A 26,610-nucleotide genomic window follows, 5' to 3' on the forward strand; every position below is an offset into this window, starting at 1 on the left:
TCAGCACTGAAACTCAAAGAATCTACGGGTGAAAATTAAGAAAAAATGTTCAGAAAATGCCCGGAACAAGCTAAAAGCAATCAATAAATAACAATTTTCTATTTACTCCCTTTAACAGCAACAGGTTCAGGGGCATATGCAGGAGATTCCATGTAGCCTTTTAACTGAGATTCAGCACGTTCAATCTTCGACAGCTTCCATGGCTGATGAATTTGGGCCGCACTAATTGTAGCAAGCTCAGGAATCCATAAACGAATATATTCACCCTGAGGATCATATTCCATAGCCTGCTTCAGGATATTGAAATGCCTGTATTCTCTGGGATCATTCCCCACACCCGCAATATATGCCCAATTTCCCCAATTATTGGCCGGGCAGTAATCGATCAGTTTTTCCTCGAAATAAGCTGCACCCCACATCCAGTTTACTTTGAGATCCTTTACCAGAAAACTTGCCACATTCTGGCGCCCCCTGTTGCTCATAAAACCTGTTGAATTCAATTCACGCATATTCGCATCGATGAATGGAATACCCGTTTCAGCATTCTTCCAGAGATCGAAAAATTCCTGTTGGTTTTCACCTTCTTCCGGAGCAACGCCTTTAAATCCTGCCTTCTGAAAAAACTTGTTACCGTACTTTTTGAACATATAACGGAAATAATCCCGCCATAATAATTCAAGATAAAGACTATATGTTGAATCGCCGGTCCCGTGAACTTGTTCGTATTTTTTTATTTCCCAGTAAACTTCGCGTGGTGAAAGGCATCCCATAGCGATCCATGCTGAAAATTTTGAAGAATAATCAGCTCCAATTAATCCATTTCGGGTTTGCTTATAGGTTTTTACTGCATTCGTAGTCCAGAAATAATCCTGCAATCGTTTCAGTGCCTCTGTTTCTCCTCCCTTAAATTTCATGACCGACCGTTCATCAAAAACCTCGGTATCGGCAAAACCAAATTCAGATAAGTCAGGTAGTTCCCCGGGATCTATATTTTCCGGAAATTTCATAGTACCCGGTGCTTCGAAACATCTTCTTACGGAACTATCTCGTTCGACCTTTTTACGGAAACTGGTAAATACATCCGGAATATTATTGATAGGAAATGGCAGGTCTTCCTTATGATAAAGTGTATGGCCTATAAAATGTCTTAAGTTTATTTTCAACTTCCATAAAGCATTTTCAACTAAGGTTGAAATCCCTGTTTCCTCAGAGGCCACTTCCCGGTGATGATAAACTTCATGAACTTTATATTTAGAAACCAGGTCGGGGAGAATAGATTCAGGTTTACCTACCCGGATGATCAGGTCGCCCCCTGCATCCTGAAAGGATCTGCGCAGATCAGAAACACTCTCCAAAAGAAATCTGGCACGGATCAAACCTGTCTTGTATGTATTGAATGGAGTTAATTCGAATTGCCTGGGATCAAAACAATAAACAGGAATGATCCTATCACCTCTGCGGACTGCTTCGGTCAATATTTCATTATCGTGAATTCGTAAATCCTTTCTAAACCAAACTAATATGGTTTTCCCGCTCATATGTTTAAAGGGCTATCCCTGAATTGCTTTTTAAAAGCAGAATTAAACTGATTTTAAATTTGAGCCAAAATACGTCCTAGAATTGGTTTTAATGATCATTTTCTTGTAAGATTTTCAATATATGTAAATCATGCTCTGATATGGTGTACAACTCAATGAAGCTTCAGGGTATCAATCATCAAAATAACTTCTTAGTTCAGCCAGGATTTTTTGCCAACAGAAATAAAGAATTATTATTTATATTTAATTAAGCTAATATATTCTGCTATGAAAACTGTAAAGAATATCATCCAAAACAAATCAAAATCCATTTACTCTGTTACTCCTCAAACATCTGTATTAGATGCATTACAGGTAATGATGGATAAAAATATCAGTGCTTTACTTGTTATGGAAGGCCCCGATCTTAAAGGAATATTCACTGAAAGAGATTACGCCAGGAAGATCATATTGCAGGGAAAATCCTCAAAAGAAACAAGTATCCAGGAGGTAATGACCGCAGAACTTGCGATAGTTAGGCTCAATACAAGTATTGACCAATGTATGCAGATAATGACAGAACGACATATCAGGCATTTACCAATTGTTGAAGACGGGATGGTTGCCGGGATGATCTCCATTGGAGATCTTGTGAAATTTGTAATCGAAGACCAAAAGCAAACGATAGAACAGCTGCAGAGTTATATTAGTAGTTAGTGTGGTCCGGTCCGGATCGGGTCCGGACTGACAGCAGAATTTTAAACGATAGCAAATAATGTCAGTCCGGACTTGATCCGGACCGGAATTACTGTTTTACGTCCGTTACCGTGATATCAAAATCAAGGGCTGAGAATGCAGGTATTGATGGAGAACTTCCATCTAATCCATAGCCCAGTGATGATGGAACAATTAAACGAATACTTCCACCCTGCTTGATAAGCGGCACTGCCTGACGCCAGCCTTGAACCAAAGAATTAAGTGTAAAGGTTGCTTCACTTCCGGCAAGAGCTCTGTCAAAAATAGCACCATTAAGTAATTTACCAGTATAATTTGCAACGATAGTAGAATCAACTGTAATCGGGCTTCCTGTTCCAGGCTGCCCTATTTTATAATACAAACCGGTTGTAGTTCTTGTAAATCCGGTCAATGAATTTGACTCCAGGTATTTCCTGATCGTAAAATCCTCATAATCAATCAATTTTGAGATATCCAGCACTCTAACCGTTATATCCATAGAAGCATTACCAGGAATACTACCTGAACCATTTCTGCCAAAAGCTAAACGTGAAGGAATGATCATCCTTATAGTACCGTTTGATTTTTTCAAAACTTCTTTTACCCCAACGCGAATTCCTTCAGGGTTATAATATCCCAGAAAATTATAATACCTGTTAGCAACATTAAAAGTATCGACAGACACATACTTACCGTCTAATGAACGCATAGTAATTATTGCGGGAATTCTGTCTGAGTATTGAACTTCAGGACCGGTACCAGCAGTTACAACCTGATAATAGATACCAGTTCCCTGATATTCCTGAACATTTAATTTATTCTGCTGTATATATTCCTGAACATTTCTGTCATCAATTACATCTATGGTCTCATATTCCTTTTGGCATGAAATAAGGATAGTCAATAAAAGAAATCCAGGGAAGGCATATTTAAAAAATTGTTTCATTTCGTCTATTTATTATTGAACATCAACCAGTTCTATATCAAAATCAAGAACTGCGTTAGACGGAATTCTACCTGCACCATCTCGTCCATAACCGTACCCGGAAGGAATCAGCAATCTGATCTTCCCACCCTTTTTAATTAAAGGTACACCAATCTGCCATCCAACTATTACATTTCCAAGCGGAAAAGTAAGGGGCTGAGTTGTAGTTTGATCGAATACAGTTCCATTTAGTAATCTGCCGGTATATTTTGCGGTAACCTGAGTTGATGCAGAATAAGTTGTTGAACCACTACCAGAGTTTAATATCTGATAATATACTCCGCTGGCATGCTTAATTGCTGTAATATTGTTATCAGCAATAAACTTAACGATCAGGGCATCATCTAATCCAGCCTGCACTGCAGGATCATAATCATCACTTTTTAAACATGAGCTCAAAGTGAACATCATGATAAAGGATAAAATCACTAAATTTTTAATCTTCATATTGCTGCAAATTTATCCTTTTAAATGTTAAAAAGTAAGTATTAACATTATTTAACAAAATATTTAGACAATGTGGCTTTCCAGTCCTGTATCAATAGAATAAAAAACCTATACAGAACATATTTTAGTAAGGAGTATTAATATGAGGTTTCCAGGTATCTGTTCTTACGATTGCTCCCAGTTCATGAAGCATATTATACAAACCAAAGTTAGTACGGTTTACATAAATAAAATGTTTAACACCTCTGGCCTGTTTGAATTCAGGCATTCCAGCAATTCTTTCGCCATAATTATAGAGATTATCGAAATATCCCTTCTTACTGAAATCAAAAGTCTCGGACATATATGGCTGGGCAAATAATTCGATCATTTCTTTATAAACCTGATAGAAAAATTCTATTTGTGCAGGACTATCATTTACACGGATCATCTCCAATTCACGGAAGGCCTTAATAGTCTTAGTTTTATCCTGAAGCATATCTGTTGAGGTCAGGGAAAAGAAAGGATCATAAAAATCAGAAGGCATTTCCTTTATACAACCGAAATCAATAACACCTAATTTCCCATCAGGGGTGATCAGGAAATTTCCCGGATGAGGGTCTGCATGTACTGCTCTTAACTCATGCTGCTGAAAATTATAAAAATCCCAAAGAGCCTGCCCAACCTGATTGCAGATCTCCTGTGAAGGATTCGTTTTCATGAACTCCTTCATATGCAACCCATCCAGCCAGTCCATAGTAATGATACGTTTAGACGACAGATCAGGATAATAGGTAGGGAAAACAAGATTTGGAATATTCTTACAAGCTTCAGAGAATTCGATTGACCGTTTTATCTCAAGATCGTAATCAGTTTCTTCAAGCAAACGATCTTCAACCTCAGACATATAAACCTCAAGCTCCTTCTGGCTCATCCCGAGTAAACGGAAGGCAAATGGCTTAACCATTTTCAAATCTGATGAAATACTATCCCCAACACCGGGATATTGAATTTTAACCGCTAATTTTTTACCCTTGAGGCTCGCCTGGTGAACCTGACCAATTGAAGCTGCATTTGCAGATTTGATATTAAACTCGTCAAATATCTGTGAAGGTGTCTTTCCGAAATATTTAGTAAAGGTTCTTACAATCAGGGGACCCGATAAAGGCGGAGCATTATATTGGGATAAAGAAAATTGATCAACGTATGCTTTTGGCAAAATATTCTTATCCATACTTAGCATCTGTGCTACCTTAAGAGCACTTCCCTTAAGCTCGCTCAGTGATGTATAGATATCGGTCGCGTTGTCAAGATTTAACTCATCTTTATTAAGAGCAGGGTTAAATAATTTCTTAGAATAATGTTTGATATAATTCCCCCCAACCTTAAATCCTGTTTTGACAAATTTTGCAGATCTTTGTGTTTTTGAGGTTGGGATGCTATCTTGTTCTTTCATGCTTTTTGGCAAAATGCCAATCTAGATTAGATTAAAACTTCATGTTTTGTTTAATACCACCGTTGTTCATCATAAATTTCCCGTAGTCAAACAGACTATCCAGGGGAGATTTTTCGAACAGATCAAAGGTCACATTAATACCTCTTTCAATGGCTTCATCGGTCTTTTCAAAACCGGCGCTGTTATCCTTTGTCCAGAAATTAAGAATGAAACCGAATTGTATCCAAAGTGCATCTTTATACTTCCCTGTAAAAAAACGTCTGTTTGCCAGTTCACCCGACTCAACTCCTTGATCTATAATTCCTGTAGCAAATGCTTCAAAAATATTTTTCACACCAGTGATGATGGATGGAGTTCCAATCATCTGACCTGAATGCTTAAGGCTGTACAAAACAAAACTTCTCTTACTTTTAAGGAGTTCAATAAATGCAAAAAAGAATGCCAATGCTTTCTCTCTTGAAGAGTATTGCGACCATATCTCCTGATTTTCAGCCTCAGTGAGTGCCTTTTTACAGAGACCTGTCCAGATCGACTGCTCTATACCTTCAAAAGAACCGAAATAATTGTAAAATTCTTCCTCTGTAAGATTGTTCTCCTTAGCAAAAACATAAACAGATTTCGGTTTGTTGCCTTGCGTTAAAACATGATCTACATAAGCATTTTGCAATTCCTCTGCAGTGATCAAACTCTTTTTCTTAGCCATTTTACAGATCAGTTGAATTCTGGTTACCCGCGTTTCTCTTTAAATTCATAGAATTATTAACTCTTACAGGGGCAAAAGTCAATTGCTTTCCTTTATGATTTGAAGTACTGTTATTCTTAAAAAAGGAATAATATTTCTTAATAAGAGATACTATTAATCCGGGCATTAAAAGATTTCTGAAGTTCATAATCAGTGTATTAATTGTTTAACAAATATCGGAAATACAGGAAAGGAAAATGATTTTGAAGGTTGGATTATTGTCATTTTTCAGAGCAAAATGACTGGCTTTGAAAAAGATTGACAAAGCGATGATAAAGGAAATATACTCATCAGACCAGAATGCCTGGCCTGATGAGTTAAAAATTTAGTAACAGTATTTATTGGCTTCGATCAGTTGCTTAGCAACACGCTGCCTTGTTTCTTTGATATTAAATGGCTCAGTTTTGGTAAATCGTCTTAGTCCGACAAGCATCATTCTAAGTTCATCACCCTCTGCAAAAGAACAAAGTGCTTCTTTACCAGCCACAGCAACCTTATCAACTGACTGATACAGGTAGATTCGCATCATATCCAACTGGCCTTTGCATGCCTCTTCTCCTCTTAATTTTACCAGTTTCTCCACACGCAGGATGGTTGACTCCAGCACATAAACATATCCGATGATATCAGCGATGTTCATCAGTACTTCCTGTTCTTTGGAAAGCGTCATCATCAGTTTCTGAACTGCTGCACCAGCAATCATTAAACCAGCTTTTTTAAGGTTTTGCAAGACCTTCTTTTCAGCGGCAAACAGAGTTGTATCTTCTTCAGCAAAATCAGGGATCGACATTAATTCTCCTGCCACTGCCTGCGCAGGTGTCATCAGATCCAGTTCTCCTTTCATAGCGCGTTTCAATAGCATATCCAGGATCAGAATACGATTGATCTCGTTAGTACCTTCAAAGATTCTGTTAATACGGCTATCCCGATAAGCGCGATCCATTGGAGCCTCAGCTGAGTAACCCATACCACCATAAACCTGAACACCCTCGTCAACAATATAGTCGAGCATTTCAGATCCCCAGACCTTCAATATTGCACATTCTACGGCAAACTGTTCTGTAGATTTTAGTTTTGCCTGGGATGGATCCATTCCTTCAGCAACAAGAACATCATAGGCATCATCAATATTTTGTCCTGCGCGGTAGGCAGCACTTTCAATCGCAAAATTTCTGGTTGCCATTTCGGCCAGTTTATAACGGATAGCTCCAAATTTAGAGATCGGCAAACCGAACTGAATACGCTCATTTGAATAATTGATAGCATGATTCAAAACTTTACGAGAAGAACCAATTGCAGCAACACCAAGTTTGATACGGCCTATATTCAATATATTAACGGCTATTTTAAACCCATTTTCACGCTCTGAAAGCAGATTTGCTACAGGAACAGGGCAATCATTAAAGAATACCTGGCGGGTTGAAGAACCCTTAATTCCCATTTTATGCTCTTCAGGATTCATAGTGATACCACCAAAACCCTTCTCTACGATAAAAGCAGAAAGATTTTTATCATCATCAATCTTAGCAAAAACGATGAAAATATCGGCGAAACCACCATTGGTGATCCACATCTTCTGACCGGTGATCAGATAGTGGGTACCTTCAGCATTTAGAACTGCTTTTGTTCTTCCTGAATTTGCATCTGAACCTGAATTTGGCTCAGTCAGGCAATACGATGCTTTCCATTCTCCTGTTGCAAGTTTCGGGATGTACTTATCCTTCTGTTCCTTATTTCCATAATATAGAATTGGCAAGGTGCCAATACCAGTGTGCGCAGAAAGCGCGACTGCAAAAGAGCAGCCGGGCCCTACTGAGTCGGCAACCAGCATTGAAGTATTGAAATTCTTTCCAAAGCCTCCGTATTCTTCAGGAATAGACACTGCCAATAAACCAAGCTCGCCGGCCTTATCCATCAAATTGACCATAAGTCCCTCTTCCTGATTATCGATCCTGTCCAGATTTGCATAAACCTCAGATTCCAAAAAATCTTCACAGGTTTTCCTGATCATCAACTGCTCCTCATCAAACTCTTCAGGAATGAAAATATCTTCACATGCAGTTTCGCGAATTATAAATTCTCCGCCTTTGATTGATTTGCTTTTCAATGATTCCATATTTTTTTAATTGACAATATTTTTTTAATTGATTAAGGAACAAGGAGCAAAGATTAAGGACAAATTTGTTTCAATGGACTATTTCTTTAGTCTTTGTTCTTTCATCATTGGTCTTGGTTCCTTGTTATTTGCTCCTTGCTCTTTCTGCTTTTTTACTTTATTCCAGACTGGTCAAAAATTTAGTTAACATTTTTTGAAGCTTTACTATTTTAGGCACAAGGTTATTTAATGTCTCCTCTCTTATAATTCCAAACTCATTTGATAGTATAAGCTGGGTTTCCAATTCAAATAAAGAACCTAATGCAACCTTGATAAAATATGAAAACTCCTTATTTGATGTCCTTCCAGATCCTTCTGCAATATTTGACGGAACTGAAATAGAACACCTGTTTATCTGTGAAACCAATCCATATTTTTCCTCTTTAGGAAATTCAGAAGTGATAAAATAAACTTCCTTTGCCAGTGCCATCGAATCCAACCATATATTCAGCTTCCTGAAATTATGCATAACCTTCGTTTTAAATTGAAATATGAACAAGGAGAAAAAAATAAGGACAGATTCGTTTTAATAGAACTATTTCTATCATTTTTGTTCCTTGTTCCTTGTTCCTTGATCCTTGTTCTTTAATCTCCCTTCAACATCACATTATCTCAAATATCCCAGCAGCACCCTGCCCTGTTCCCACACACATAGTAACCATTCCAAATTTCTTTTCTCTTCTTTTAAGCTCATTGAACAATTGAACAGAAAGTTTTGCGCCGGTACATCCCAGAGGGTGGCCGAGTGCAATAGCTCCACCGTTTACATTGACTTTGTCCTGATCAAGATCCAGTTTTCGTATAACTGCCAATGACTGAGAGGCAAAAGCTTCATTCAATTCGATGAGATCCAGATCCTGCTGCTTCATCCCTGCTTTTTTCAATGCAAGTGGAATAGCCTCTATCGGACCGATACCCATGATTCTTGGGGGCACACCTGCCACACCATAACTGACCAGGCGGGCAATCGGCTGTACATTTAATTTCTTTAACATTCTCTCTGATACCACCAGAACAAAAGCTGCACCATCAGATGTTTGCGATGAGTTTCCTGCAGTTACCGAACCACCGGCAGCAAATACCGGTTTTAATTTTGCCAGTTTATCAATAGCAGTATCAGCACGCGGACCCTCATCGGTATCAACAATAAATTCTCTGGTTTTCTGCTTTAGATTATCATCAAGATAAGTTTCCTTCACAGTGATCGGAACCACACCATCTTTTAAATGGCCATTTTTAATTGCTGCGATAGCTTTTTGATGGGAGTTAAATGAAAACTCATCCTGATCTTCGCGATTTACGCTATACTCTTTGGCAACCGCTTCAGCGGTTAGGCCCATACCCCAATACCATTCAGGGTTATTTTTAGCCACATCAGCATTGGGAACGAGTTTCCATCCGCCGAAAGGCATTCCGGACATCACTTCAACACCTCCAGCAATAATACAATCAGCCATCCCTGCCTTGATCTTTGCTGTTGCGATGGCAATTGTTTCCAATCCTGAGGCACAATAACGGTTCACTGTAACACCCGGAACTTTGTCGGTATCCAATCCCATTAATGAGATCATACGCGCAATATTTAGTCCCTGTTCAGCTTCAGGAGTCGCATTTCCAACAATTACGTCGTCAATTTCAGCCGTATCCAGATCAGGCACAGATGCCACCAGATGCCTGACCACTTCAGCCGCCAGATCATCGGCACGTGTAAAACGAAATACACCACGAGATGATTTTCCAACTGCGGTTCTGTAGGCTGCTATGATATATGCTTGTTCCATCTTTTTAGTATTTAGTATGTAGTAGTTAGTAATTAGATATAAGTACTCATACTTTCTGCTTAAACTTTGATTGAATAGAGTAATTCATTTTTTGTACTTCCTCGATTTGCTCTATTAAATGATTTAATTCTTCAACTGATAAATAATTTAAATTCTTTGATATTATTAATTGAGTTTCCAGTTCATATGATGATGCATGAGCAATTGACAAAAACTGAATAAACTCTTTATCTGAATTTCTTCCGGCACCCTCAGCTATGTTGGATGGAATTGAAACTGCCGACCGATTTATTTGAGAGACTAAGCCAAATTTTTCACCTTGAGGAAAAGAACTAGTCAATAAATATACAGATGTGACTAAATCAATTGACTTTTGCCACAATTTCAATTCCTTATATTTATGCATTTCTGAAAATATTCACCGATCTGATTTCTAACTACTCAGTACTAATTACTTTGTACTCTCGACTAAATACTAATTCCTCAAGGGCTTCCCTTTTGTCAAAATGCTTTGAATACGTTCTAAGGTTTTCTTTTCTCCGCACAGTGAAAGGAAAACTTCCCTTTCCAGATCAAGTAAATATTGTTCTGAAACCAGTGTTGGCTGTGAAAGATTTCCTCCGCACAAAACGTAACCCAATTTTTCGGAGATCTTTTTATCATGTTCAGAGATAAAGTTACCTGCGAACATGGAGTTAGCTCCGGCATATACAATTCCCATTCCCTGTTTACCTAAAACGCGAATATCCTTACGTTTTACAGGCTGGGTATAACCATTTTCAGCAAGTTCTATCGCCTTATTTTTGGCATCGATGATCAATCTGCTTCGGTTCATGGTGATACTGAATTTATCTTTTTGCAGATAACCCAGTTCAGCTGCTTCAACTCCTGAAGTTGAAACCTTAGCCTGACCAATAGTTAAAAAACGATCTCTGAGAGCAGCCTGTTCTATCTGCCCATCTTTGAATTCATCTGAAAGGCGGAGAGCAAATTCTTTTGTTCCACCACCACCCGGGATCAGTCCAACACCAAACTCTACCAGACCCATATAAGTTTCTGCGTTGGTTTGAACATGATCAGCATGCAGGCATAATTCGCAACCACCACCTAAAGTTAGATTATGGGCAGCCGCTACAACCGGAATACTGGAATAGCGCATCCGCATCATGGTATTCTGAAACATCCGGATAGCCATATTGATCTCATCCCAATCCTGCTCTACTGCAGCCATGAATATCATCCCGATATTAGCACCTGCAGAGAAGTTGGCACCATCATTCCCTATGACCAAACCTCTGTAATCCTTTTCAGCAAGATCAATTGCTTTATTCAATCCCTGAATCACTTCCCCTCCTATGGTATTCATTTTTGTATGAATCTCAAGGTTTAGAATTCCATCACCAAGATCAGTAATGGTTGTTCCTGAATTTTTCCAAATGGTATTTGTTGGGCGAATATTATCTAAAATGATAAAGGCTTCAGAACCTGGGACTGCTTTATAAGACTTTGAAGGAATATCGTAATACTTTTTAATGCCATTCTCTACTTTATAAAATGACTCATGGCCGGCAGCAAGCATTTCATGTACCCATGAGGCTGCCTCATTGCCATATTTCTTCATACCCTCTACAGCATTTTTGATTCCAAGCGAATCCCACACTTCAAAGGGACCAAGTTCCCATCCAAATCCGGCCCGCATAGCATCATCAATACGGTACAATTCATCAGAGATCTCAGGTATGCGATCTGAAACATATTCAAAAAGACCAAAAAAAGAAGTTCTGAAGAACTCTCCAGCCTTATCCGTTCCTTTGGCGAATACCTTCATCCGTTCCCGCAAATTTTCAACAAGCTTCGTTGCCTCGAGTGTAGATGATTTTATTTTTTGCTGTGCTTTATATTCTAATGTTTTAAGATCAAGTGCAAGGATCTCAGATTTTCCATCTGCACCCTTAACTTTCTTATAAAAACCTTGTTTTGTTTTATCTCCAAGCCACTTGTTTTCCTGCATTTTCTTAACATATTCAGGAAGTTCAAACAGTTTATGAGCTTTATCATCAGGAAGATTATTGAATAATCCACCGGCAACATTGATCATTGTATCCAAACCAACTACATCTGTGGTGCGGAAGGTTGCCGATTTAGGTCGGCCCAATGCAGGACCGGTATATTTATCAACCTCCTCCACAGAAAGATCCATCTTTTCAACCAGATGAAGCAAGGCCATGATAGAATATACACCTACCCTGTTTGCAATAAATGCTGGCGTATCTTTACAAAGAACAGTGGTTTTCCCAAGGAATTTATCCCCAAAATGCATCAGAAAATCAACGATCTCAGGTTTTGTTTCGGGAGTTGGAATTATTTCAAGAAGACGAAGGTAGCGTGGCGGATTAAAGAAGTGTGTTCCGCAAAAATGAGCCTTAAAATCTTCAGATCTGCCCTCAGCCATCAAATGAATTGGAATTCCGGAGGTGTTTGAGCTTATCAGAGTTCCCGGGGTCCTGAATTTTTCAACCTGATCATAGACCAGCTTTTTAATATCCAGTCGTTCAACAACTACTTCAATTACCCAATCGCACGAAGCGATATCCTTCATATTGTCATCGAAGTTGCCAGTGCTGATATTTGATACAACTTTTTTAGAAAAAACCGCAGAAGGATTTGATTTTAAGGTACTTTCAAGTGCGGCATTAACAATTCGGTTCCGAACATTCTTATTGGAAATATCGAGACCTTTGGACTGCTCTTCAGGTGTCAGTTCTTTTGGAACTATATCCAAAAGCAGGACTTCAACACCAATATTGGCAAAGTGACACGCTATCCGGGATCCCATTATTCCCGAACCCAATACAGCAACTTTTCTGATCACTCGTTTCATATACATTCATTTTCAAGTTTCACTACCCGGAATCTCCGGGTAGCAAAACTGAGGTTTATAATCAGTGGTTAGTTGATTTATTTTATTTAAGGTTTTTATTAACTGAAGTCTCTCCTTATCGGATATATGCGCGTTCAGGTATTCATTAAATGTGCGTACCACATCTTTAGCGATCTGCCGCTTTTCTTTTCCGAAAGGGGTTAAAAAAATCTTAACTGATCTCTTATCATTCGCATCGGTCTCCCTGAAGATCAATCCCAATTCCTCCATGCTCTTCAGCATCCTTGAAAGGCTTGTTGACTTTACTCCCGACAAGGCAGCGATCTGAGATACCGCTGTGCCTTCTTCATGAATATTGATCAGCATATAACCCAAGGCTTGCGTGATCCCGAAATCCGAAGCTATCTGATTATATTTATTAGCAACAGTTTGCCATACAATCTTTAAAAAATAATCTACAGTTTCTTCAGGCTTCATTCAAAATTACTATGCAAGCATAGCAAATCTATTAATTAGAAATTTATAAAACAAGGGCTAAAGCATAAATTATTTTTAGATTAGGGAGGCTCCTTCGATTAATTATTAAGCTTAGCTTTGAGCAGAGATGAAGAAAAACAAATTATATGTACTTATAATTTCTGTGATTGCAATTGCCACCATGCTTTGGAATGCATTAAGTGAACCTGGAATCAAAGGATTAAAAGGCAATCTAAAAGAGACGGCATTTATCCGTAACGAGCAGAATACCGGTCCGGTGATCAGGATATATGCAATAAGTATTGATGAAGAGAACTGGAAAGACATGGAACAATACGGCAATTATATGCCTCATAACAAATATGGAACAACCCGAGTCTATTTCTTTTTGAGTAATAATCCCTATGCTGGAAAACTTGAACTCGGAGACAGCAATATAGAGGAAGAATATAAACAACACTGCATCGCCCTATATGAAAAGAACGGCATGAGCCAGTCTTCATTTGTAAGGTATCCATTCAGGAATTGATTTTCAACAATTTAAAATAGTACCTTAACTTATATGAAACCTGCATGAGCTTACCGCTCACAAACCGGAATGAATAAGCTCATGCAAGCTTCATAACCATTAAAAAACAAATTATATTCTGATGAAAAATAAAGGACTGAGATTAATACTACTGTTTCTGCTTACCGCAGGCTGGTTCATGTTAATGAGACAAATGACCGCACCATTAGATCCTGCCAGTATTCTAAAATTTGAGTTTATTGGGACAGCCGAAAAAGCAGTGAATTTTCTAAACGGTCTGAGAGAATCAGGTCAAATAGAACTTATTACTCTCAGCATTTACCTGGACTTTATTTTCCCACTTTTATATGGAGCTATGTTCTATTATGGCAGTGCATGGGCCTGCAGTAAACTAGCTAAAGGCCATACCCTAAACAGGTTCAAACTATTAAGCAGTTTGACGGTAATTGCTGTTGCCTGCGACATGATCGAGAACATCTCACTCCTTCAGCTGATCTATTTTGAACCTACAAATATGTTTGCCAGTGCAGCATTCATTTTTGCAGGGATAAAGTTTTTGCTGCTAGCAATTGTCTTGCTACACTTTCTTGTCAGCACATTATTACCAGGCAAAGGGAGTAAAACCAATTAAAATCTGGATTTTAATACAGAATCAGGGTATTACCAGCCCAGTTTTGTATCATCTCCCCTTGGATCTGCACCGCCTTCATAATAACCCCATTGGGTCTTTAGGATCGCATCAACACGTCCTATCGCTCTTCTTTCTCTGAATTTATAGCCTTTTTTCTCAAGCCTGAGCCTTGCCAGGCTATCCAGGCCACCCTTCTCAACCACTACTTCATCAGGGAGCCATTGATGGTGAAACCTTTTGGCATTCACGGCACTTTGCATCCCCATATCAAATTCAATAGTATTCAGGATAGTTTGGAAAACAGAAGTAATGATAGTTGATCCTCCAGGGGTCCCTACCACCATAAAAAGATCACCATTTTTTTCAAGAATTGTTGGAGTCATTGAACTTAACATTCTTTTCCCGGGCTGTATTGCATTGGCCTCGCCACCCAGTAGTCCGAACATATTCGGGGTTCCGGGCTTTACAGAAAAGTCGTCCATTTCATTATTCAATAAAAAGCCGGCCCCCTTTACGAAGACCATTGAGCCATAGCCTCCATTCAGCGTTGTGGTAACTGCTGCTGCATTCCCTTCACGATCAACGATAGAGAAGTGGGTAGTTTCCTCAGTCTCCTTTGGTACTTCACCTGCCTTGATATCGCTGCTCAATGTTGCCTTTTCCCAATTGAAGTTACTCATACGGTATTTAGAATAGATGGGATTAATAAGATATTTCTGGGGCACTTTGTAAAAATCAGGATCCCCAAGATGGGTTGCTCTGTCTGCATAAACTCTTCTTTCAGCCTCAATCATTACCTGCATGCTTGAGTCGGAATTGAATCCATAGCGCTTAATGGGATATTCCTCCACAGAACTTAAAAGTTGCAATAATGCAATTCCACCACTCGAAGGCGGAGGCATAGTTATTATTTTATATTCTTTATAATTTCCAACAAGCGGCTCGCGCCATTGTGCCTGGTAATTTTTCAGATCTTCTTTGCTGATCATACCACCCCCGGCAAGCATTTCAGCTACGATATGATCGGCTACTTCTCCAGCATAAAACCCTTCACGGCCTTTATCTCTGATCAATTGAAGTGTTTTAGCAAGATCTTCCTGAACCCAAACATCTCCTTTTGCCCATTTATCTTTAATAAAGTAGGTTTTACCGGGATTATACTTTTTTATCGGCTCCTGGATTTCTGCAAATTCTTCAGCCTGACTTTCAGTGATAGGAAATCCGTTTTTGGCAAGATCCAATGCAGGTTGCACTACCTCAGCCCAGCTTAATTTACCAAACCTGGCATGAGCCTTAACCATCCCATCCACGCTACCCGGAACACCGGCTGCCAAATGACCAAATATGCTTTTTTCTGTTATGGCATTACCTGCAGAATCCAGATACATGTCACGGCTGGCCTTTCCTGGTGCTTTCTCTCTGAAATCAAGAGTTGCTGTTTCACCTTCTGCAGAACGATAAACAAGGAAACCTCCACCACCAATATTTCCGGCATCAGGATAAACAACTGCCAAAGCAAACTGCACAGCAACTGCCGCATCTACTGCATTTCCACCTTTCTTAAGAATATCAAGTCCAACTTTCGAAGCAGCAGGATGAGCAGAGACCACCATACCGTTTTTATACTGACCGCTATTATTCCTGCCTGTCTGACCACCAACACATCCTGAAAACAATATGCCCAGAGAGAATACAATTAGTAAACCCTTAACAGATCTGATCTTAATATTTTTATTCATTTCTATATATTTTATCAACCAGTGTCTTATATTTTTGTAAAATTATTTTTCTTTTTAAGCTTAGTTTAGGAGTTAACTCCCCCCCATCTATACTCCATTCATTTACCAGCAGTTCAAACTTTTTCACCTTCTCCCAGTTTCCGAAATCCTGGTTAAAATGATCGATCACTGACTGGATCTTATCAATAACCCGCTGATCTTTGATCATTTCCTCATTCGTTGTGTAGGTGATATCAGATCTGGTGCACCAGGCTGATAAGGCAGGGAATGATGGGAGGATTAACGCAGCGGGAAAACGCTCGTTTTCACCTATCACGATCACCTGCTCAATATAAGGTGATTCTTTAAATTTATTCTCAAGAACCTGTGGGGCTATATACTTTCCTCCGGCAGTTTTAAAAATTTCTTTTTTACGATCCGTGATCCGCAGATATTTGCCTTCTAAAAGTTCTCCAATGTCTCCGGTATGGAAAAAGCCATCCTTATCTATTACTTCATCACTAAGATCAGGACGATTATAATAACCTTTCATCACATTAGGGCCCTTACATAAAATCTCTCCATCCTCGGCAATTCTGACCTCCACATCTTTTATCACTTTACCTACGGTGGTAAATTTTGCCGCTCCCGGGTCAAGTCCGTTAACTGCAATAACAGGTGAAGTTTCAGTCAATCCGTATCCTTCCAAAACAGGCATATTCGCTGCCCAAAAAACCCGGGCAAGCCTTGGCTGCAATGCAGCTCCACCAGAAACAATTGCCATGATATTTCCGCCTAAGGCTTCACGCCATTTTTTGAAAATGATCTTATTGGCAATTTTAAGCTGAAATTCATAAAATGCACCATTTTTTCCGTCCATTTCATATTTAAGCCCCAGATTCAGTGCCCAAAAAAACAACTGTTTTTTGATGCCTGTCAACTCTGACCCTTTAGCTACAATACGATCATAAACCTTTTCCAGCAAACGCGGAACTGTTGTAAAACCATGTGGTTTTACTTCAACCAGATCCGCAGCAATAGTATCCATACTTTGTGCGTAATAAACAGATATCCCAAGGTAGAAATACATGTACAGTACCATCCGTTCGAAAATATGGGAAAGAGGCAAAAAGCTTAATGCTTTTGAGAAATTCTTAGGATACATCACTGAAGAAGCAATGCAATTACTAACCAGATTACCATGCGTTAGCATCACCCCCTTAGGTGTTCCTGTGGTTCCTGAAGTATATATTAAAGTCAGAAGATCACCCGGTAGAATACGATCGCGATAAATTTGTAGATCAACAGGTTCAGAACGGCCTGCAATTTCAGACAATTCCATCCAATACGGAACACCTTCGATCTTATCAAAACTAAAGATCTTGAAATCAAGTTCCTCTAATGTCCTAACGTTGTTTAGTTTTTCATACAGTATCTTATCCGAAACAAATACAATTTTGACTTCTGCATCTCTCAAAATAAATTTTATATCATTCTCGGCGAGAGTCGGGTACATCGGTACTTGCGTTGCACCGATCTGCATGATGCCAAAATCACATATATTCCACTCAGGCCGATTGGGCGACATGATAGCAATTTTATCATTCTTGCCGATTCCGGAAGCTATAAGTCCGGAGCTAACTGCGTTAACAAGCCCAACAAATCTCTCAGTTGAATACTTTTCCCAAACCCCATTCTGCTTGGCTGCTACCATATCATCCTTCTGATACTTTTCAACAGAAAGCTGTAGAAGATCAAAAACCCGGGTTATCTCTGCCATAAGAACATTTATTTTACAGTGTTAATTTAGCAAATTAGCTAAAAATAAGAGCTCTGCAAATAAGAATAAATTAAGTTTCATAATTTCTCATCCTGGATATAAGGAATAAAAAATATTTTGATCAGAGTTTTTATTTCATCCATTCATAGAAAATTCTTTTCCAACTATAAGGTGTTGGCATTGTATTTGAAATCAATATTGCATTAAATACAATAATTATGAAAAAACTACTTTTACTATGCTTAACTGCTGGATTTTTGCTTATCGCAAACACGAATGCAAATGCCCAAAACTATGAGAATGCCATTGGTGTTAGATTGGGTTCTTACAATGGTTTAAACTATAAAACCTTTTTAAATTCAAATAAGGCACTTGACCTGAACTTATCATTCAGAAACAACGATGACCTTAAGCGTTTTATATTTACTGGTCTTTATGAAGTACATAACCCAATTGCAGGTGCTCCTGGTCTTCTTTGGTATTACGGAGGTGGTGGTAGCATCGGATCCTACAAAAGAAGAGATTTTGAAGGCGATCTATTTTTGAGTGCTGATGGCGTTCTAGGTTTAGATTATAAGATAGATGGAGCTCCCTTAAACCTGGCAATTGACTGGAGACCAAGATTGGAACTAACTCCAAATACTGACTTCCGTTCAGGCGATGTAGGTTTAGCAATACGATTTACATTCTAATTGAAATAAACATTAAAACAAAAAAAGCAGCTTAAGCTGCTTTTTTTTGTTTTAATTAATTTTTAACCATCGCTTCCTCACCGCGATCTGCGATGGATTCGCAGTTTCAATTGCAGCAATTCTGAACTTATGATTCGGGTTTCTAACAAGTACAATGTCAATATTCATCAATCGGCCGTCACGGTTAACCAAAACCCGGATCTTATCACCAGCGCGCTTATTAGCAATAAACTTCTCAACCTCAGACAATCTAGGATCTGAAACATTATTTATCCGCTGATCGTCCATAGCCAGAATTTCATCATTTACATTTAAACCTCCTGTCCACGCCGGGCTTTGGCGGGAGATATTCGTTACAACAATCTTTCCGTCTTTAAGCGAGGTTATCGCACCCAGATAGGCATCATTTCCAGCAGCTGCATCATCAATTAATGTCAAGCCTGCATAGTTTAAATACTTATTGTAGTCAATGGTTTTTACTCCGTTTATATAATCTGCGTACATAGCATCAAATGATTTTCCTGCTATCTTCTCAGTCATCGCTTTAAATTCTGCATCTGTGTAACCCTTTGATTTCTTGACAAAATACTCGTCATACATCGCCTTCATTACCTCATCAAGACCTGATTTACCGGCTGTAGAATTAATGATCTCCAAATCCATGATCAATGCAATCAAAGCACCTTTACTGTAATATGAAATTGTTGAATTTGCTGAATTTTCATTCGGGCGATATTGTTTGATCCAGGCATCAAAACTTGCCTGACTGACAGGATCTACACGATTTCCGGGCTGGTTCTCAACCAAACTAATAGAATTTGCCAGATTCATAACATAGCGCTCAGGACTTTGCAATCCGGCTCTTTTGGTATAAATATCCTGATAATAGGCAGTGAAGCCCTCAGCGATCCACAAATTAGTTGTGTAATTTTCTTCGTCATAATTGAAAGGACCTAAAGCAATTGGCCTCAGGCGTTTGACATTCCACAGGTGAAAATACTCATGAGAAACAAGGCCCAAAAAACGCAGGCGGCCAGCTTCCGTATTGTAAGAATTACGACTTGCACCCAATACAGTTGAATTCAGGTGTTCCAATCCGCCGCCACCTGAATTGAAGTTATGGACAATAAACACATACCTTTTATTGGGGTTAACACCAAATGTTTTGGTCTGCTCCACAACAATTTTTGTCATATCCCTTTTTAGGATCTCTTTATCATAATTACCGCCACCATACATGGCTACTTCATGTTTTACACCAGCTGCATCAAACTCAAACACATCCTGATTTCCTATTTCAAAAGGAGAATCATAAAGTACATCAAAATCAGGCGCAATAAAGGTATTTGCCTTTGATCCGGTCAGTTCAAGACCCGTAGATATTTTTGTCCAGTTTTTGTATGGGATGATAGTGATCGTCGAAGCCGAGTTCAGTTGTCCATCAGGATACATGAATATTCCGGTTGGGGATAAAAAAGCATGCGATTCATCCACAAAACTCGTCCGGACAGATATTTCAAAGGAATACACACGGTAAGTTACTTTGATCCTGCCATTATTCTGAGTGTTTACCCTCCAGGTATTTTTATTTATTTTCCCGGCATTTAAGGCTGAACCTGTAGTACTAAAGGCCTCAAAAGATTCAACATTTTTTGCAAACTCCCTGATCAGGTAAGATCCGGGAGTCCAAACAGGCATCTTCAGATCGACATATGCACCTTTTAGTCCTGAAATTTCCATTGCTACATCTACATAATGTGCCTGAGGTTCTGAGAAAGAAACTTCAAAAGCAATTTTATTCTGGGCACTTAAGGAAGTAGTCATAATTGCAATAAAAAAAAGTGATATCAGATATTTCATAAACAGATTAATAATTGGTTGCGCCAAAAATAACTTTTTAATACATTTTTCAAGAGGCAAGTAAATTGAAGGCTGTAAAATAGTTGCTACATACAACTAATTACAAGGTATAAAAATAGATTTGTACACTAATTATGCAAGAGCCCCTCGCAAATCCATTATTATCTGCCTCTAAAAAATACCTGAATGCCCTTTCAAAAATGGTCAATCAGTTATCTATAGACCGATATCATTATGTTCTGGTATTGATAGACTTTCATGAGGAGAACCTATCACAGAAGGCACTTGCCGAAATTTTACATATTGATAAATCTTACATGGTCAATATTTTGGATTACCTGGAAGAAAAAGAATATGTGATTCGGGAAAAAAATCCCTATGACCGGAGAGAGCAGCTGATCAGACTGACATCCAAAGCTCAAAAAGACATACCTGTCATTAAAGAAGCTATTGAAGAGTTAAACAACAAGTCGCTTCAAAATATAAGCGAGTCGAAAAAGCAGATCTTCAATGAAGTTCTGGGAATTATTCAGGATAACCTGATAAAAATTGAGCCTAAGCAAACTAAAAAGCCACATACAATTTTAAAAAACTATAACTAATTATATGAAAGTCAAGTATATCGTATATATAATCATTGTAATTCTTGTTGGAGGAGCAGTTGCATACCGGTTTACAAAAAATAAAGCCCAGAAGCCTGCTGAAGGTGGCCGCGGTCCCGGCGGACCCGCAGCGGCATTAAATGTAAATGGTATTGTCACAAAAACTGAGAGCTTTTCCAATTCACTTTCAATTGCAGGATCAATAGAGGCCAATGAGCAGGTTGATATACGAAGCGAGATCTCTGGTCTTGTAACAGCCATACAATTTTCTGAAGGAACATCGGTCAGCAAAGGAAAGGTATTGATAAAGATCAATGATCTTGAGCTTCAGGCTCAACTATCACAGGCATTAACCAAGCAGAAATTAGCTCAGGAAACAGAATACCGGGCGGGTATGCTACTTGAAAAAGAGGCCATCAGTAAAGAGGAATACGATGTAGCACTGGCAGAACTTCGGTCATTACAATCACAAACACAGTTAATTCGTGCTCAACTTGCAAAAACTCAGGTCCGTGCTCCATTTAGCGGGAAAATAGGCCTGAGAACTATCTCTGCGGGTGAATACATTACTCCTTCGAGTAATATCGCTCGTCTGGTTAGCACAGATCCTGTAAAGATTCTGTTCTCTATTCCTGAAAAATATGCGGGCACTATCAAATTAAACACGAAGATCTCATTTACAGTGGCAGGCTCTAAAGATTCGTATACCGGAACTGTCTATGCCATTGAACCAGGGATAAACATATCAACCCGTACCTTACAGTTAAAGGCCAGAGCATCCAATTCAAAAGGAGAGCTATTACCCGGTTCATTTGCGAAGATCGATCTGCCATTGAGTAATATAAATGATGCGATCTTAATCCCTACACAATCTATTGTACCTGTACTTATGGGTAAAAAAGTTTATATCAGCTCAAATGGGAAAGCCAAAGAAGTTATGGTTGAAACCGGAACCAGAACTGAAAAATCTGTTTTAATAACCTCGGGTTTAAGTGTGGGTGATACCGTCCTGACAACAGGAATCATGTCATTAAAAAATGATGTCCCGGTTGTAGTTAAAATTGTCAATTAATAAAGAAACAGTTTACGAATCAGGGTGATCAGTTTAAATAAAAAACAATAGAGCAATGAGTTTATCAACCACCAGTATAAAAAGGCCTGTACTAGCAATCGTAATGAATCTATTACTGGTTCTTTTCGGGATCATCGGCTTCAATTTTTTAGGTGTCAGAGAATTTCCGTCTATTGATCCTCCCATCGTATCTGTACGTACCAGTTATCCTGGGGCTAATTCGGATATTATAGAATCACAGATCACCGAACCTCTTGAGAAAGCAATAAACAGTATAGAAGGAATAAAAAGTGTTAGTAGCTCAAGTAACCAGGGTACCAGTAATATTAATGTTGAGTTCAACCTTGAAAAAAATCTGGAAGAAGCCGCGAATGATGTCAGAGACCGTGTTTCTCAGGCTGTAAGGCAATTACCAAAGGATATTGATGGCTTGCCGGTAGTTTCTAAAGCTGATGCAAATTCAGAAGCGATCTTATCAATGACCCTTCAGAGTGACAGAAGAAATCAATTAGAGTTAAGTGACTATGCTGAAAACGTAATATCTCAACGTTTGCAAACAATTCCGGGAGTTAGTGGAGTGCAGATCTGGGGTCAAAAACGTTTTGCTATGCGTATCTGGATCGATCCGGCAAAACTTGCTGCATACAGGCTTACCGCATTAGACGTAAAAAATGCTCTCGACAGGGAGAATGTAGAACTTCCATCAGGCAAAATCACCGGTAATTCAACAGAACTCTCAGTAAAAACACTCGGTAACTTATCAAATGAGGAACAATTTAACAACCTGATCATTCAAAGTTCAGGAGATAACATTGTTCGGCTGAGAGATATAGGTACAGCTGTTTTGGGCCCCGAAAACGAGGAAACCATGTTACGCCAATCAGGCACCCCGATGATCGGGATAGGAATTCTTCCACAGCCAGGCGCCAATTATCTGGAAATATCACAGGAGTTTTATAAACGATATGAACAATTAAAGAAAGAGCTTCCTGAAGATTTTGTAGTTGATATTGCTCTCGATACCACCGTTTTTATCAAGCGTTCTGTGACTGAAGTTGCTGAGACCATTCTAATCTCACTCATCCTGGTTATCCTGATTATCTTTTTGTTTTTCCGCGATTGGAGTATCGCATTCAGGCCACTGATAGATATTCCCGTTTCCCTGATATCCACCTTTTTCATTATGTACCTTTTTGGCTTTTCCATAAATGTACTGACGCTACTTGCTATCGTATTGGCAACTGGTCTGGTAGTTGATGATGGTATTGTAGTAACAGAGAACATCTTTAAAAAACTTGAAGAAGGATACAGTCCAATTGAGGCTGCAATTAAGGGCTCTAACGAAATATTTTTTGCAGTTATCTCCATATCAGTTACCCTTGCCGCCGTATTCCTTCCGGTAATCTTTTTAGAAGGTTTTGTGGGGCGGCTCTTCCGGGAGTTCGGCGTCGTCATTGGCGCGGCAGTACTGATCTCAGCATTCGTATCACTTTCTTTGACACCTATGCTGAATGCCTACATGATGAAGGCAAATAAAAAGAAAACCAAATTCTATAATTGGTCGGAGCCTTATTTCGAAAATATGACATCAGGGTATTCTGAGTCGCTGACCCGTTTCATGAAAAGCCGGTGGCTGGCCTTCCCGATCATTGCGGTCTGTATTGGACTAATCGCATTATTCTGGGTGATCATTCAAAAGGAAACTGCCCCATATGATGACCGAAGTGCTGTTAACATTCAGGTTAGTGCCCCGGAAGGTTCTTCTTATGATTATACCGACAATTTTATTCTGCAGTTATCCAAAATGGTGGAAGATTCTATTCCTGAGAAGAAAATAAATCTAACGATCACCTCACCCGGATTTAGTGGTTCAGGGGCAGCAAATACCGGATTTTTAAGGATCAGGCTCAGCGAACCCAATGAACGTAACCGTACACAGGCTCAAATTGCCGATAAGCTTACAAAAATCACCAAAGGATATAATGACGGACGGTCTTTTGTTATTCAACAACCTACAATTTCGGTAAGCAGAAGAGGGGGACTACCAATATCATATATTATTCAGGCCCCGAATTTTGAGAAGCTAAGGGAAAAAATTCCATTGTTTATGGAAGAAATCAGCAAGGATCCAACATTTACCGCAACCGATGTAAACCTTAAATTTAACAAACCGGAGATCAACATTTCTATTGATAGAGAAAAAGCAAAAAATCTGGGTGTATCTATCCTGGATGTTGCTCAAACGCTGCAATTTGCACTTAGCGGACAGCGCTTTGCCTATTTTCAGATGAATGGAAAACAGTATCAGGTTATAGGACAATATGAGCGTATCGATAGAAATGACCCTCTCGATCTGACCTCTATTTTTGTCAGAAATAACAAAGGAGAATTAATACAACTGGATAACCTTGTTCTGATGGAAGAAACCAGTACTCCGCCACAGCTTTACCATAACAATCGTTTTATGTCTGCAACAGTTTCTGCCGGTTTGGCTCCGGGAAAAAGTATAGGAGATGGAATTGAATCAATGGATAAAGCAGCTGATAAAATTCTTGATGATACCTTTTCAACAGATTTGGGTGGAGAGTCCCGGGATTTCCAGGAAAGCTCTTCAAATACTCTCTTTGCATTTGCATTAGCACTGCTATTGGTTTATCTGATATTAGCTGCCCAATTCGAAAGTTTTATTGACCCCTTCATCATCATTTTAACTGTACCAATGGCCGTAGCCGGAGCCTTTCTATCACTCTGGCTTTTCGGACAAACCTGGAATATCTTCAGTCAGATAGGGACGATCATGCTCATTGGTCTGGTAACCAAGAATGGAATCCTGATCGTAGAATTCGCCAACCAATTGAAAGAACAGGGTAAACCTCTTGCCGAAGCGATCATTGAGGCCTCTGTGGCCCGTTTAAGACCTATCCTGATGACAAGTCTGGCAATTGCCCTTGGTGCCTTGCCAATTGCAATGGCATTGGGTGCTGCAGCAAAGAGCCGAATGAGTATGGGAATCGTTATTATAGGCGGAACATTATTTTCCCTGATCTTAACACTCTATGTCATCCCTGCTATCTATTCAATGTGGTCAAGAGAGCATAAAGAAAAACCAGAGATGACCGGCATAAAAAATCCTCATCACGAGGAAATGGAATTGTCTGAAAATTAACAGATCCTAATCGGAAAAATGGAAAACGCATGTTAAAAAGTATATGAACAGAAAAAACTTTAAACGATATATATTCTTGATTTTATTACTGGCAGGTAATTTACAGGCACAGGAAAGATTAAGTCTTGAACAGGCTGTACAATTGGCACTTGAGAACAATTATGATATCAAGCTTAATAAAAACGATGTAGAACAAGCTAAAAATAACGTCAGCCGTGCCAACGCAGGAATGCTTCCTGTAGTAACAGGAAATTTTAGCACCAATAATACTGTTTCAAATACCAAGCAAACACTTTCCAGCGGTCAAACTCAGGAAAGAACAGGAGCAAAAAATTCAAACCTGGTATATGGCCCTGTACTCAACTGGCAGGTATTTGATGGATTCGAAATGTTTGCCAGATACGACAGGCTTAAAGAACTGGAGCAATTAGGTGAAGCTAACTTTAAACTTACTGTACAAAACACCCTTGCTGATGTGATCAACAACTATTATGACCTGGTTTCACAACAACAGCAAATAAAAGCTTTGAGCGGAGCACTGGATATTTCAAGATTGAGGCTCAAAAATTCGAATAACAGATTCAAGATCGGAAAGGCTGCTAAACTTGAAGTGCTTGCGGCAACGGTTGATCTGAATACAGATACTACTAACCTTCTCCGGCAGATTGATGTGTATCGCAGCACAAAGATCAGACTCAATGAATTGCTTGCCAGAGAAATTTCAACTGAATTTAAGGTATCTGATTCGATAATTATTGGGAACAACCTGATTCTGGCAGAATTACAAGCTTCTGCATCCCAATTAAATCCAAACCTGCAGTCGGCATTAATTAATCGTCGAATCGCAGAGATCAATCTGAAGGAAGTCAAGGCAAACAGATACCCGGATATTAATATCAACTCAGGATATAATTTCAGTAAATCTACTTCGGAGCTGGGATTTGCACGTACTTCAACCGGAAGAGGACTTAATTACGGCTTAAGTGCATCTATTAATATCTTCAATGGATATCTTCAAAAGAGAAATGAGAAAAATGCCTCTCTGCAAATTGAGAACAGCAAACTTCAATATGATAAAATAACCCAGAACATTTCTTCACAACTTGCTTCATTATACCAGACCTATCAAACAAATCTGGAGCTGGTCAGACTGGAACAAGAAAACCTGGGGGTTGCAAAGCAGAATATGGACATTACTCTTGAAAAATTCAGGATAGGCAGTGTCGCACCTCTTGAGTTCAGAGAAGCTCAACGCAATTATATTGATGCCAATGCCCGATTTACAAGTTCACAATTTGACGCGAAACTAGCAGAAATTGCCTTGTTGCAACTATCAGGCAAACTAAATCTTCAATAAATATTAGAAACCAATGATTTGCTTTAATGCAAAGAATTAGTATTTTTG

General features: G+C 39.0%; 22 protein-coding genes. 8 read left to right on the top strand and 14 right to left on the bottom strand.

Features of this window, described 5'->3' with window-relative positions:
* Window positions 1-98: 98 nt before the first annotated feature.
* Window positions 99-1,538: a DASH family cryptochrome gene (locus BLR27_RS13645; protein WP_090705765.1), complete on the bottom strand. Its 1,440-nt coding sequence runs from the start codon at window positions 1,536-1,538 to the stop codon at window positions 99-101.
* A 267-nt stretch (window positions 1,539-1,805) separates the two neighbouring features.
* Between BLR27_RS13645 and BLR27_RS13650 the strand changes: the two genes are divergently transcribed.
* Entirely contained in the window at window positions 1,806-2,234 is a 429-nt protein-coding gene (locus tag BLR27_RS13650; RefSeq protein ID WP_090705767.1) for a CBS domain-containing protein, read from the top strand.
* An 88-nt stretch (window positions 2,235-2,322) separates the two neighbouring features.
* Here BLR27_RS13650 and BLR27_RS13655 read toward each other — a convergent pair whose 3' ends face one another.
* From BLR27_RS13655 to BLR27_RS13705, 10 genes are all read right to left on the bottom strand, one after another.
* The gene (locus tag BLR27_RS13655; RefSeq protein ID WP_090705769.1) at window positions 2,323-3,198 is read right to left on the bottom strand and encodes an FKBP-type peptidyl-prolyl cis-trans isomerase; all 876 of its coding nucleotides are present in this window, start codon (window positions 3,196-3,198) and stop codon (window positions 2,323-2,325) included.
* A gap of 12 nt (window positions 3,199-3,210) precedes the next feature.
* Window positions 3,211-3,684, bottom strand: a complete 474-nt coding sequence (locus tag BLR27_RS13660; RefSeq protein WP_245704520.1) for an FKBP-type peptidyl-prolyl cis-trans isomerase — start codon at window positions 3,682-3,684, stop codon at window positions 3,211-3,213.
* A gap of 124 nt (window positions 3,685-3,808) precedes the next feature.
* Window positions 3,809-5,119, bottom strand: a complete 1,311-nt coding sequence (locus tag BLR27_RS13665) for an ABC1 kinase family protein (RefSeq protein WP_090705771.1) — start codon at window positions 5,117-5,119, stop codon at window positions 3,809-3,811.
* Between the two features lie 31 nt (window positions 5,120-5,150).
* Complete coding sequence (locus BLR27_RS13670) at window positions 5,151-5,822, bottom strand: TetR family transcriptional regulator C-terminal domain-containing protein (RefSeq protein WP_245704521.1); 672 nt, start codon at window positions 5,820-5,822, stop codon at window positions 5,151-5,153.
* Window positions 5,823-6,186: 364 nt separating this feature from the next.
* On the bottom strand, window positions 6,187-7,977 hold the full coding sequence (locus BLR27_RS13680) for an acyl-CoA dehydrogenase family protein (RefSeq protein WP_090705775.1): 1,791 nt from the start codon (window positions 7,975-7,977) through the stop codon (window positions 6,187-6,189).
* Between the two features lie 157 nt (window positions 7,978-8,134).
* Complete coding sequence (locus tag BLR27_RS13685) at window positions 8,135-8,485, bottom strand: four helix bundle protein (RefSeq protein WP_090705777.1); 351 nt, start codon at window positions 8,483-8,485, stop codon at window positions 8,135-8,137.
* A gap of 133 nt (window positions 8,486-8,618) precedes the next feature.
* Window positions 8,619-9,797 carry an acetyl-CoA C-acyltransferase gene (locus BLR27_RS13690; protein WP_090705779.1) on the bottom strand — a complete coding sequence of 393 codons (1,179 nt, stop codon included), beginning with the start codon at window positions 9,795-9,797 and terminating at the stop codon, window positions 8,619-8,621.
* Between the two features lie 46 nt (window positions 9,798-9,843).
* Window positions 9,844-10,203: a four helix bundle protein gene (locus BLR27_RS13695; protein WP_090705783.1), complete on the bottom strand. Its 360-nt coding sequence runs from the start codon at window positions 10,201-10,203 to the stop codon at window positions 9,844-9,846.
* Window positions 10,204-10,272: 69 nt separating this feature from the next.
* Window positions 10,273-12,678, bottom strand: a complete 2,406-nt coding sequence (locus BLR27_RS13700; RefSeq protein WP_090705839.1) for a 3-hydroxyacyl-CoA dehydrogenase/enoyl-CoA hydratase family protein — start codon at window positions 12,676-12,678, stop codon at window positions 10,273-10,275.
* A 12-nt stretch (window positions 12,679-12,690) separates the two neighbouring features.
* Complete coding sequence (locus BLR27_RS13705) at window positions 12,691-13,155, bottom strand: MarR family winged helix-turn-helix transcriptional regulator (RefSeq protein ID WP_090705785.1); 465 nt, start codon at window positions 13,153-13,155, stop codon at window positions 12,691-12,693.
* 127 nt (window positions 13,156-13,282) lie between these two features.
* Here BLR27_RS13705 and BLR27_RS13710 point away from each other — a divergent pair, with 127 nt between their 5' ends.
* Window positions 13,283-13,684, top strand: a complete 402-nt coding sequence (locus tag BLR27_RS13710; protein ID WP_221406347.1) for a hypothetical protein — start codon at window positions 13,283-13,285, stop codon at window positions 13,682-13,684.
* A 121-nt stretch (window positions 13,685-13,805) separates the two neighbouring features.
* Window positions 13,806-14,315 (top strand): hypothetical protein, encoded by a 510-nt coding sequence (locus BLR27_RS13715; RefSeq protein WP_090705787.1) that lies wholly within the window; start codon window positions 13,806-13,808, stop codon window positions 14,313-14,315.
* 29 nt (window positions 14,316-14,344) lie between these two features.
* Here the strand turns inward: BLR27_RS13715 and ggt are convergent, their stop codons facing one another.
* Together ggt and BLR27_RS13725 are read right to left on the bottom strand one after the other, a co-directional pair.
* Window positions 14,345-16,054, bottom strand: a complete 1,710-nt coding sequence (gene ggt, locus BLR27_RS13720) for a gamma-glutamyltransferase (protein ID WP_090705842.1) — start codon at window positions 16,052-16,054, stop codon at window positions 14,345-14,347.
* Entirely contained in the window at window positions 16,047-17,813 is a 1,767-nt protein-coding gene (locus tag BLR27_RS13725) for an AMP-dependent synthetase/ligase (RefSeq protein WP_090705789.1), read from the bottom strand. The genes ggt and BLR27_RS13725 overlap by 8 nt, the downstream gene beginning before the upstream one ends.
* A 218-nt stretch (window positions 17,814-18,031) precedes the next feature.
* Here BLR27_RS13725 and BLR27_RS13730 point away from each other — a divergent pair, with 218 nt between their 5' ends.
* Complete coding sequence (locus BLR27_RS13730) at window positions 18,032-18,505, top strand: hypothetical protein (protein WP_090705790.1); 474 nt, start codon at window positions 18,032-18,034, stop codon at window positions 18,503-18,505.
* A 51-nt stretch (window positions 18,506-18,556) separates the two neighbouring features.
* Here the strand turns inward: BLR27_RS13730 and BLR27_RS13735 are convergent, their stop codons facing one another.
* On the bottom strand, window positions 18,557-20,365 hold the full coding sequence (locus tag BLR27_RS13735; protein ID WP_245704522.1) for a M61 family metallopeptidase: 1,809 nt from the start codon (window positions 20,363-20,365) through the stop codon (window positions 18,557-18,559).
* Between the two features lie 134 nt (window positions 20,366-20,499).
* Here BLR27_RS13735 and BLR27_RS13740 point away from each other — a divergent pair, with 134 nt between their 5' ends.
* The 4 genes from BLR27_RS13740 to BLR27_RS13755 are packed head-to-tail and all read left to right on the top strand — an operon-like array spanning window position 20,500 to window position 26,562.
* A complete protein-coding gene (locus BLR27_RS13740) occupies window positions 20,500-20,967 on the top strand; it encodes a MarR family winged helix-turn-helix transcriptional regulator (RefSeq protein WP_090705792.1) in 468 nt (155 codons plus the stop codon).
* A gap of 4 nt (window positions 20,968-20,971) precedes the next feature.
* The gene (locus BLR27_RS13745) at window positions 20,972-22,039 is read left to right on the top strand and encodes an efflux RND transporter periplasmic adaptor subunit (protein ID WP_090705794.1); all 1,068 of its coding nucleotides are present in this window, start codon (window positions 20,972-20,974) and stop codon (window positions 22,037-22,039) included.
* 55 nt (window positions 22,040-22,094) lie between these two features.
* Entirely contained in the window at window positions 22,095-25,205 is a 3,111-nt protein-coding gene (locus BLR27_RS13750; protein WP_090705796.1) for an efflux RND transporter permease subunit, read from the top strand.
* 43 nt (window positions 25,206-25,248) lie between these two features.
* Window positions 25,249-26,562: a TolC family protein gene (locus BLR27_RS13755; RefSeq protein WP_090705798.1), complete on the top strand. Its 1,314-nt coding sequence runs from the start codon at window positions 25,249-25,251 to the stop codon at window positions 26,560-26,562.
* Window positions 26,563-26,610: the final 48 nt, after the last annotated feature.

Source organism: Daejeonella rubra (genome assembly GCF_900103545.1).
Lineage (GTDB): Bacteria > Bacteroidota > Bacteroidia > Sphingobacteriales > Sphingobacteriaceae > Daejeonella > Daejeonella rubra.

Coding starts and splice junctions, on each gene's coding strand:
- BLR27_RS13650 (WP_090705767.1), top strand. CDS start 1,806: ATGAAAACTGTAAAGAATATCATCCAAAACAAATCAAAATCCATTTAC.
- BLR27_RS13740 (WP_090705792.1), top strand. CDS start 20,500: ATGCAAGAGCCCCTCGCAAATCCATTATTATCTGCCTCTAAAAAATAC.
- BLR27_RS13750 (WP_090705796.1), top strand. CDS start 22,095: ATGAGTTTATCAACCACCAGTATAAAAAGGCCTGTACTAGCAATCGTA.
- BLR27_RS13690 (WP_090705779.1), bottom strand. CDS start 9,797: ATGGAACAAGCATATATCATAGCAGCCTACAGAACCGCAGTTGGAAAA.
- BLR27_RS13715 (WP_090705787.1), top strand. CDS start 13,806: ATGAAAAATAAAGGACTGAGATTAATACTACTGTTTCTGCTTACCGCA.
- BLR27_RS13680 (WP_090705775.1), bottom strand. CDS start 7,977: ATGGAATCATTGAAAAGCAAATCAATCAAAGGCGGAGAATTTATAATT.
- BLR27_RS13710 (WP_221406347.1), top strand. CDS start 13,283: ATGAAGAAAAACAAATTATATGTACTTATAATTTCTGTGATTGCAATT.
- BLR27_RS13695 (WP_090705783.1), bottom strand. CDS start 10,203: ATGCATAAATATAAGGAATTGAAATTGTGGCAAAAGTCAATTGATTTA.
- ggt (WP_090705842.1), bottom strand. CDS start 16,054: ATGAATAAAAATATTAAGATCAGATCTGTTAAGGGTTTACTAATTGTA.
- BLR27_RS13655 (WP_090705769.1), bottom strand. CDS start 3,198: ATGAAACAATTTTTTAAATATGCCTTCCCTGGATTTCTTTTATTGACT.
- BLR27_RS13660 (WP_245704520.1), bottom strand. CDS start 3,684: ATGAAGATTAAAAATTTAGTGATTTTATCCTTTATCATGATGTTCACT.
- BLR27_RS13725 (WP_090705789.1), bottom strand. CDS start 17,813: ATGGCAGAGATAACCCGGGTTTTTGATCTTCTACAGCTTTCTGTTGAA.
- BLR27_RS13730 (WP_090705790.1), top strand. CDS start 18,032: ATGAAAAAACTACTTTTACTATGCTTAACTGCTGGATTTTTGCTTATC.
- BLR27_RS13665 (WP_090705771.1), bottom strand. CDS start 5,119: ATGAAAGAACAAGATAGCATCCCAACCTCAAAAACACAAAGATCTGCA.
- BLR27_RS13685 (WP_090705777.1), bottom strand. CDS start 8,485: ATGCATAATTTCAGGAAGCTGAATATATGGTTGGATTCGATGGCACTG.
- BLR27_RS13645 (WP_090705765.1), bottom strand. CDS start 1,538: ATGAGCGGGAAAACCATATTAGTTTGGTTTAGAAAGGATTTACGAATT.
- BLR27_RS13700 (WP_090705839.1), bottom strand. CDS start 12,678: ATGAAACGAGTGATCAGAAAAGTTGCTGTATTGGGTTCGGGAATAATG.
- BLR27_RS13755 (WP_090705798.1), top strand. CDS start 25,249: ATGAACAGAAAAAACTTTAAACGATATATATTCTTGATTTTATTACTG.
- BLR27_RS13670 (WP_245704521.1), bottom strand. CDS start 5,822: ATGGCTAAGAAAAAGAGTTTGATCACTGCAGAGGAATTGCAAAATGCT.
- BLR27_RS13745 (WP_090705794.1), top strand. CDS start 20,972: ATGAAAGTCAAGTATATCGTATATATAATCATTGTAATTCTTGTTGGA.
- BLR27_RS13705 (WP_090705785.1), bottom strand. CDS start 13,155: ATGAAGCCTGAAGAAACTGTAGATTATTTTTTAAAGATTGTATGGCAA.
- BLR27_RS13735 (WP_245704522.1), bottom strand. CDS start 20,365: ATGAAATATCTGATATCACTTTTTTTTATTGCAATTATGACTACTTCC.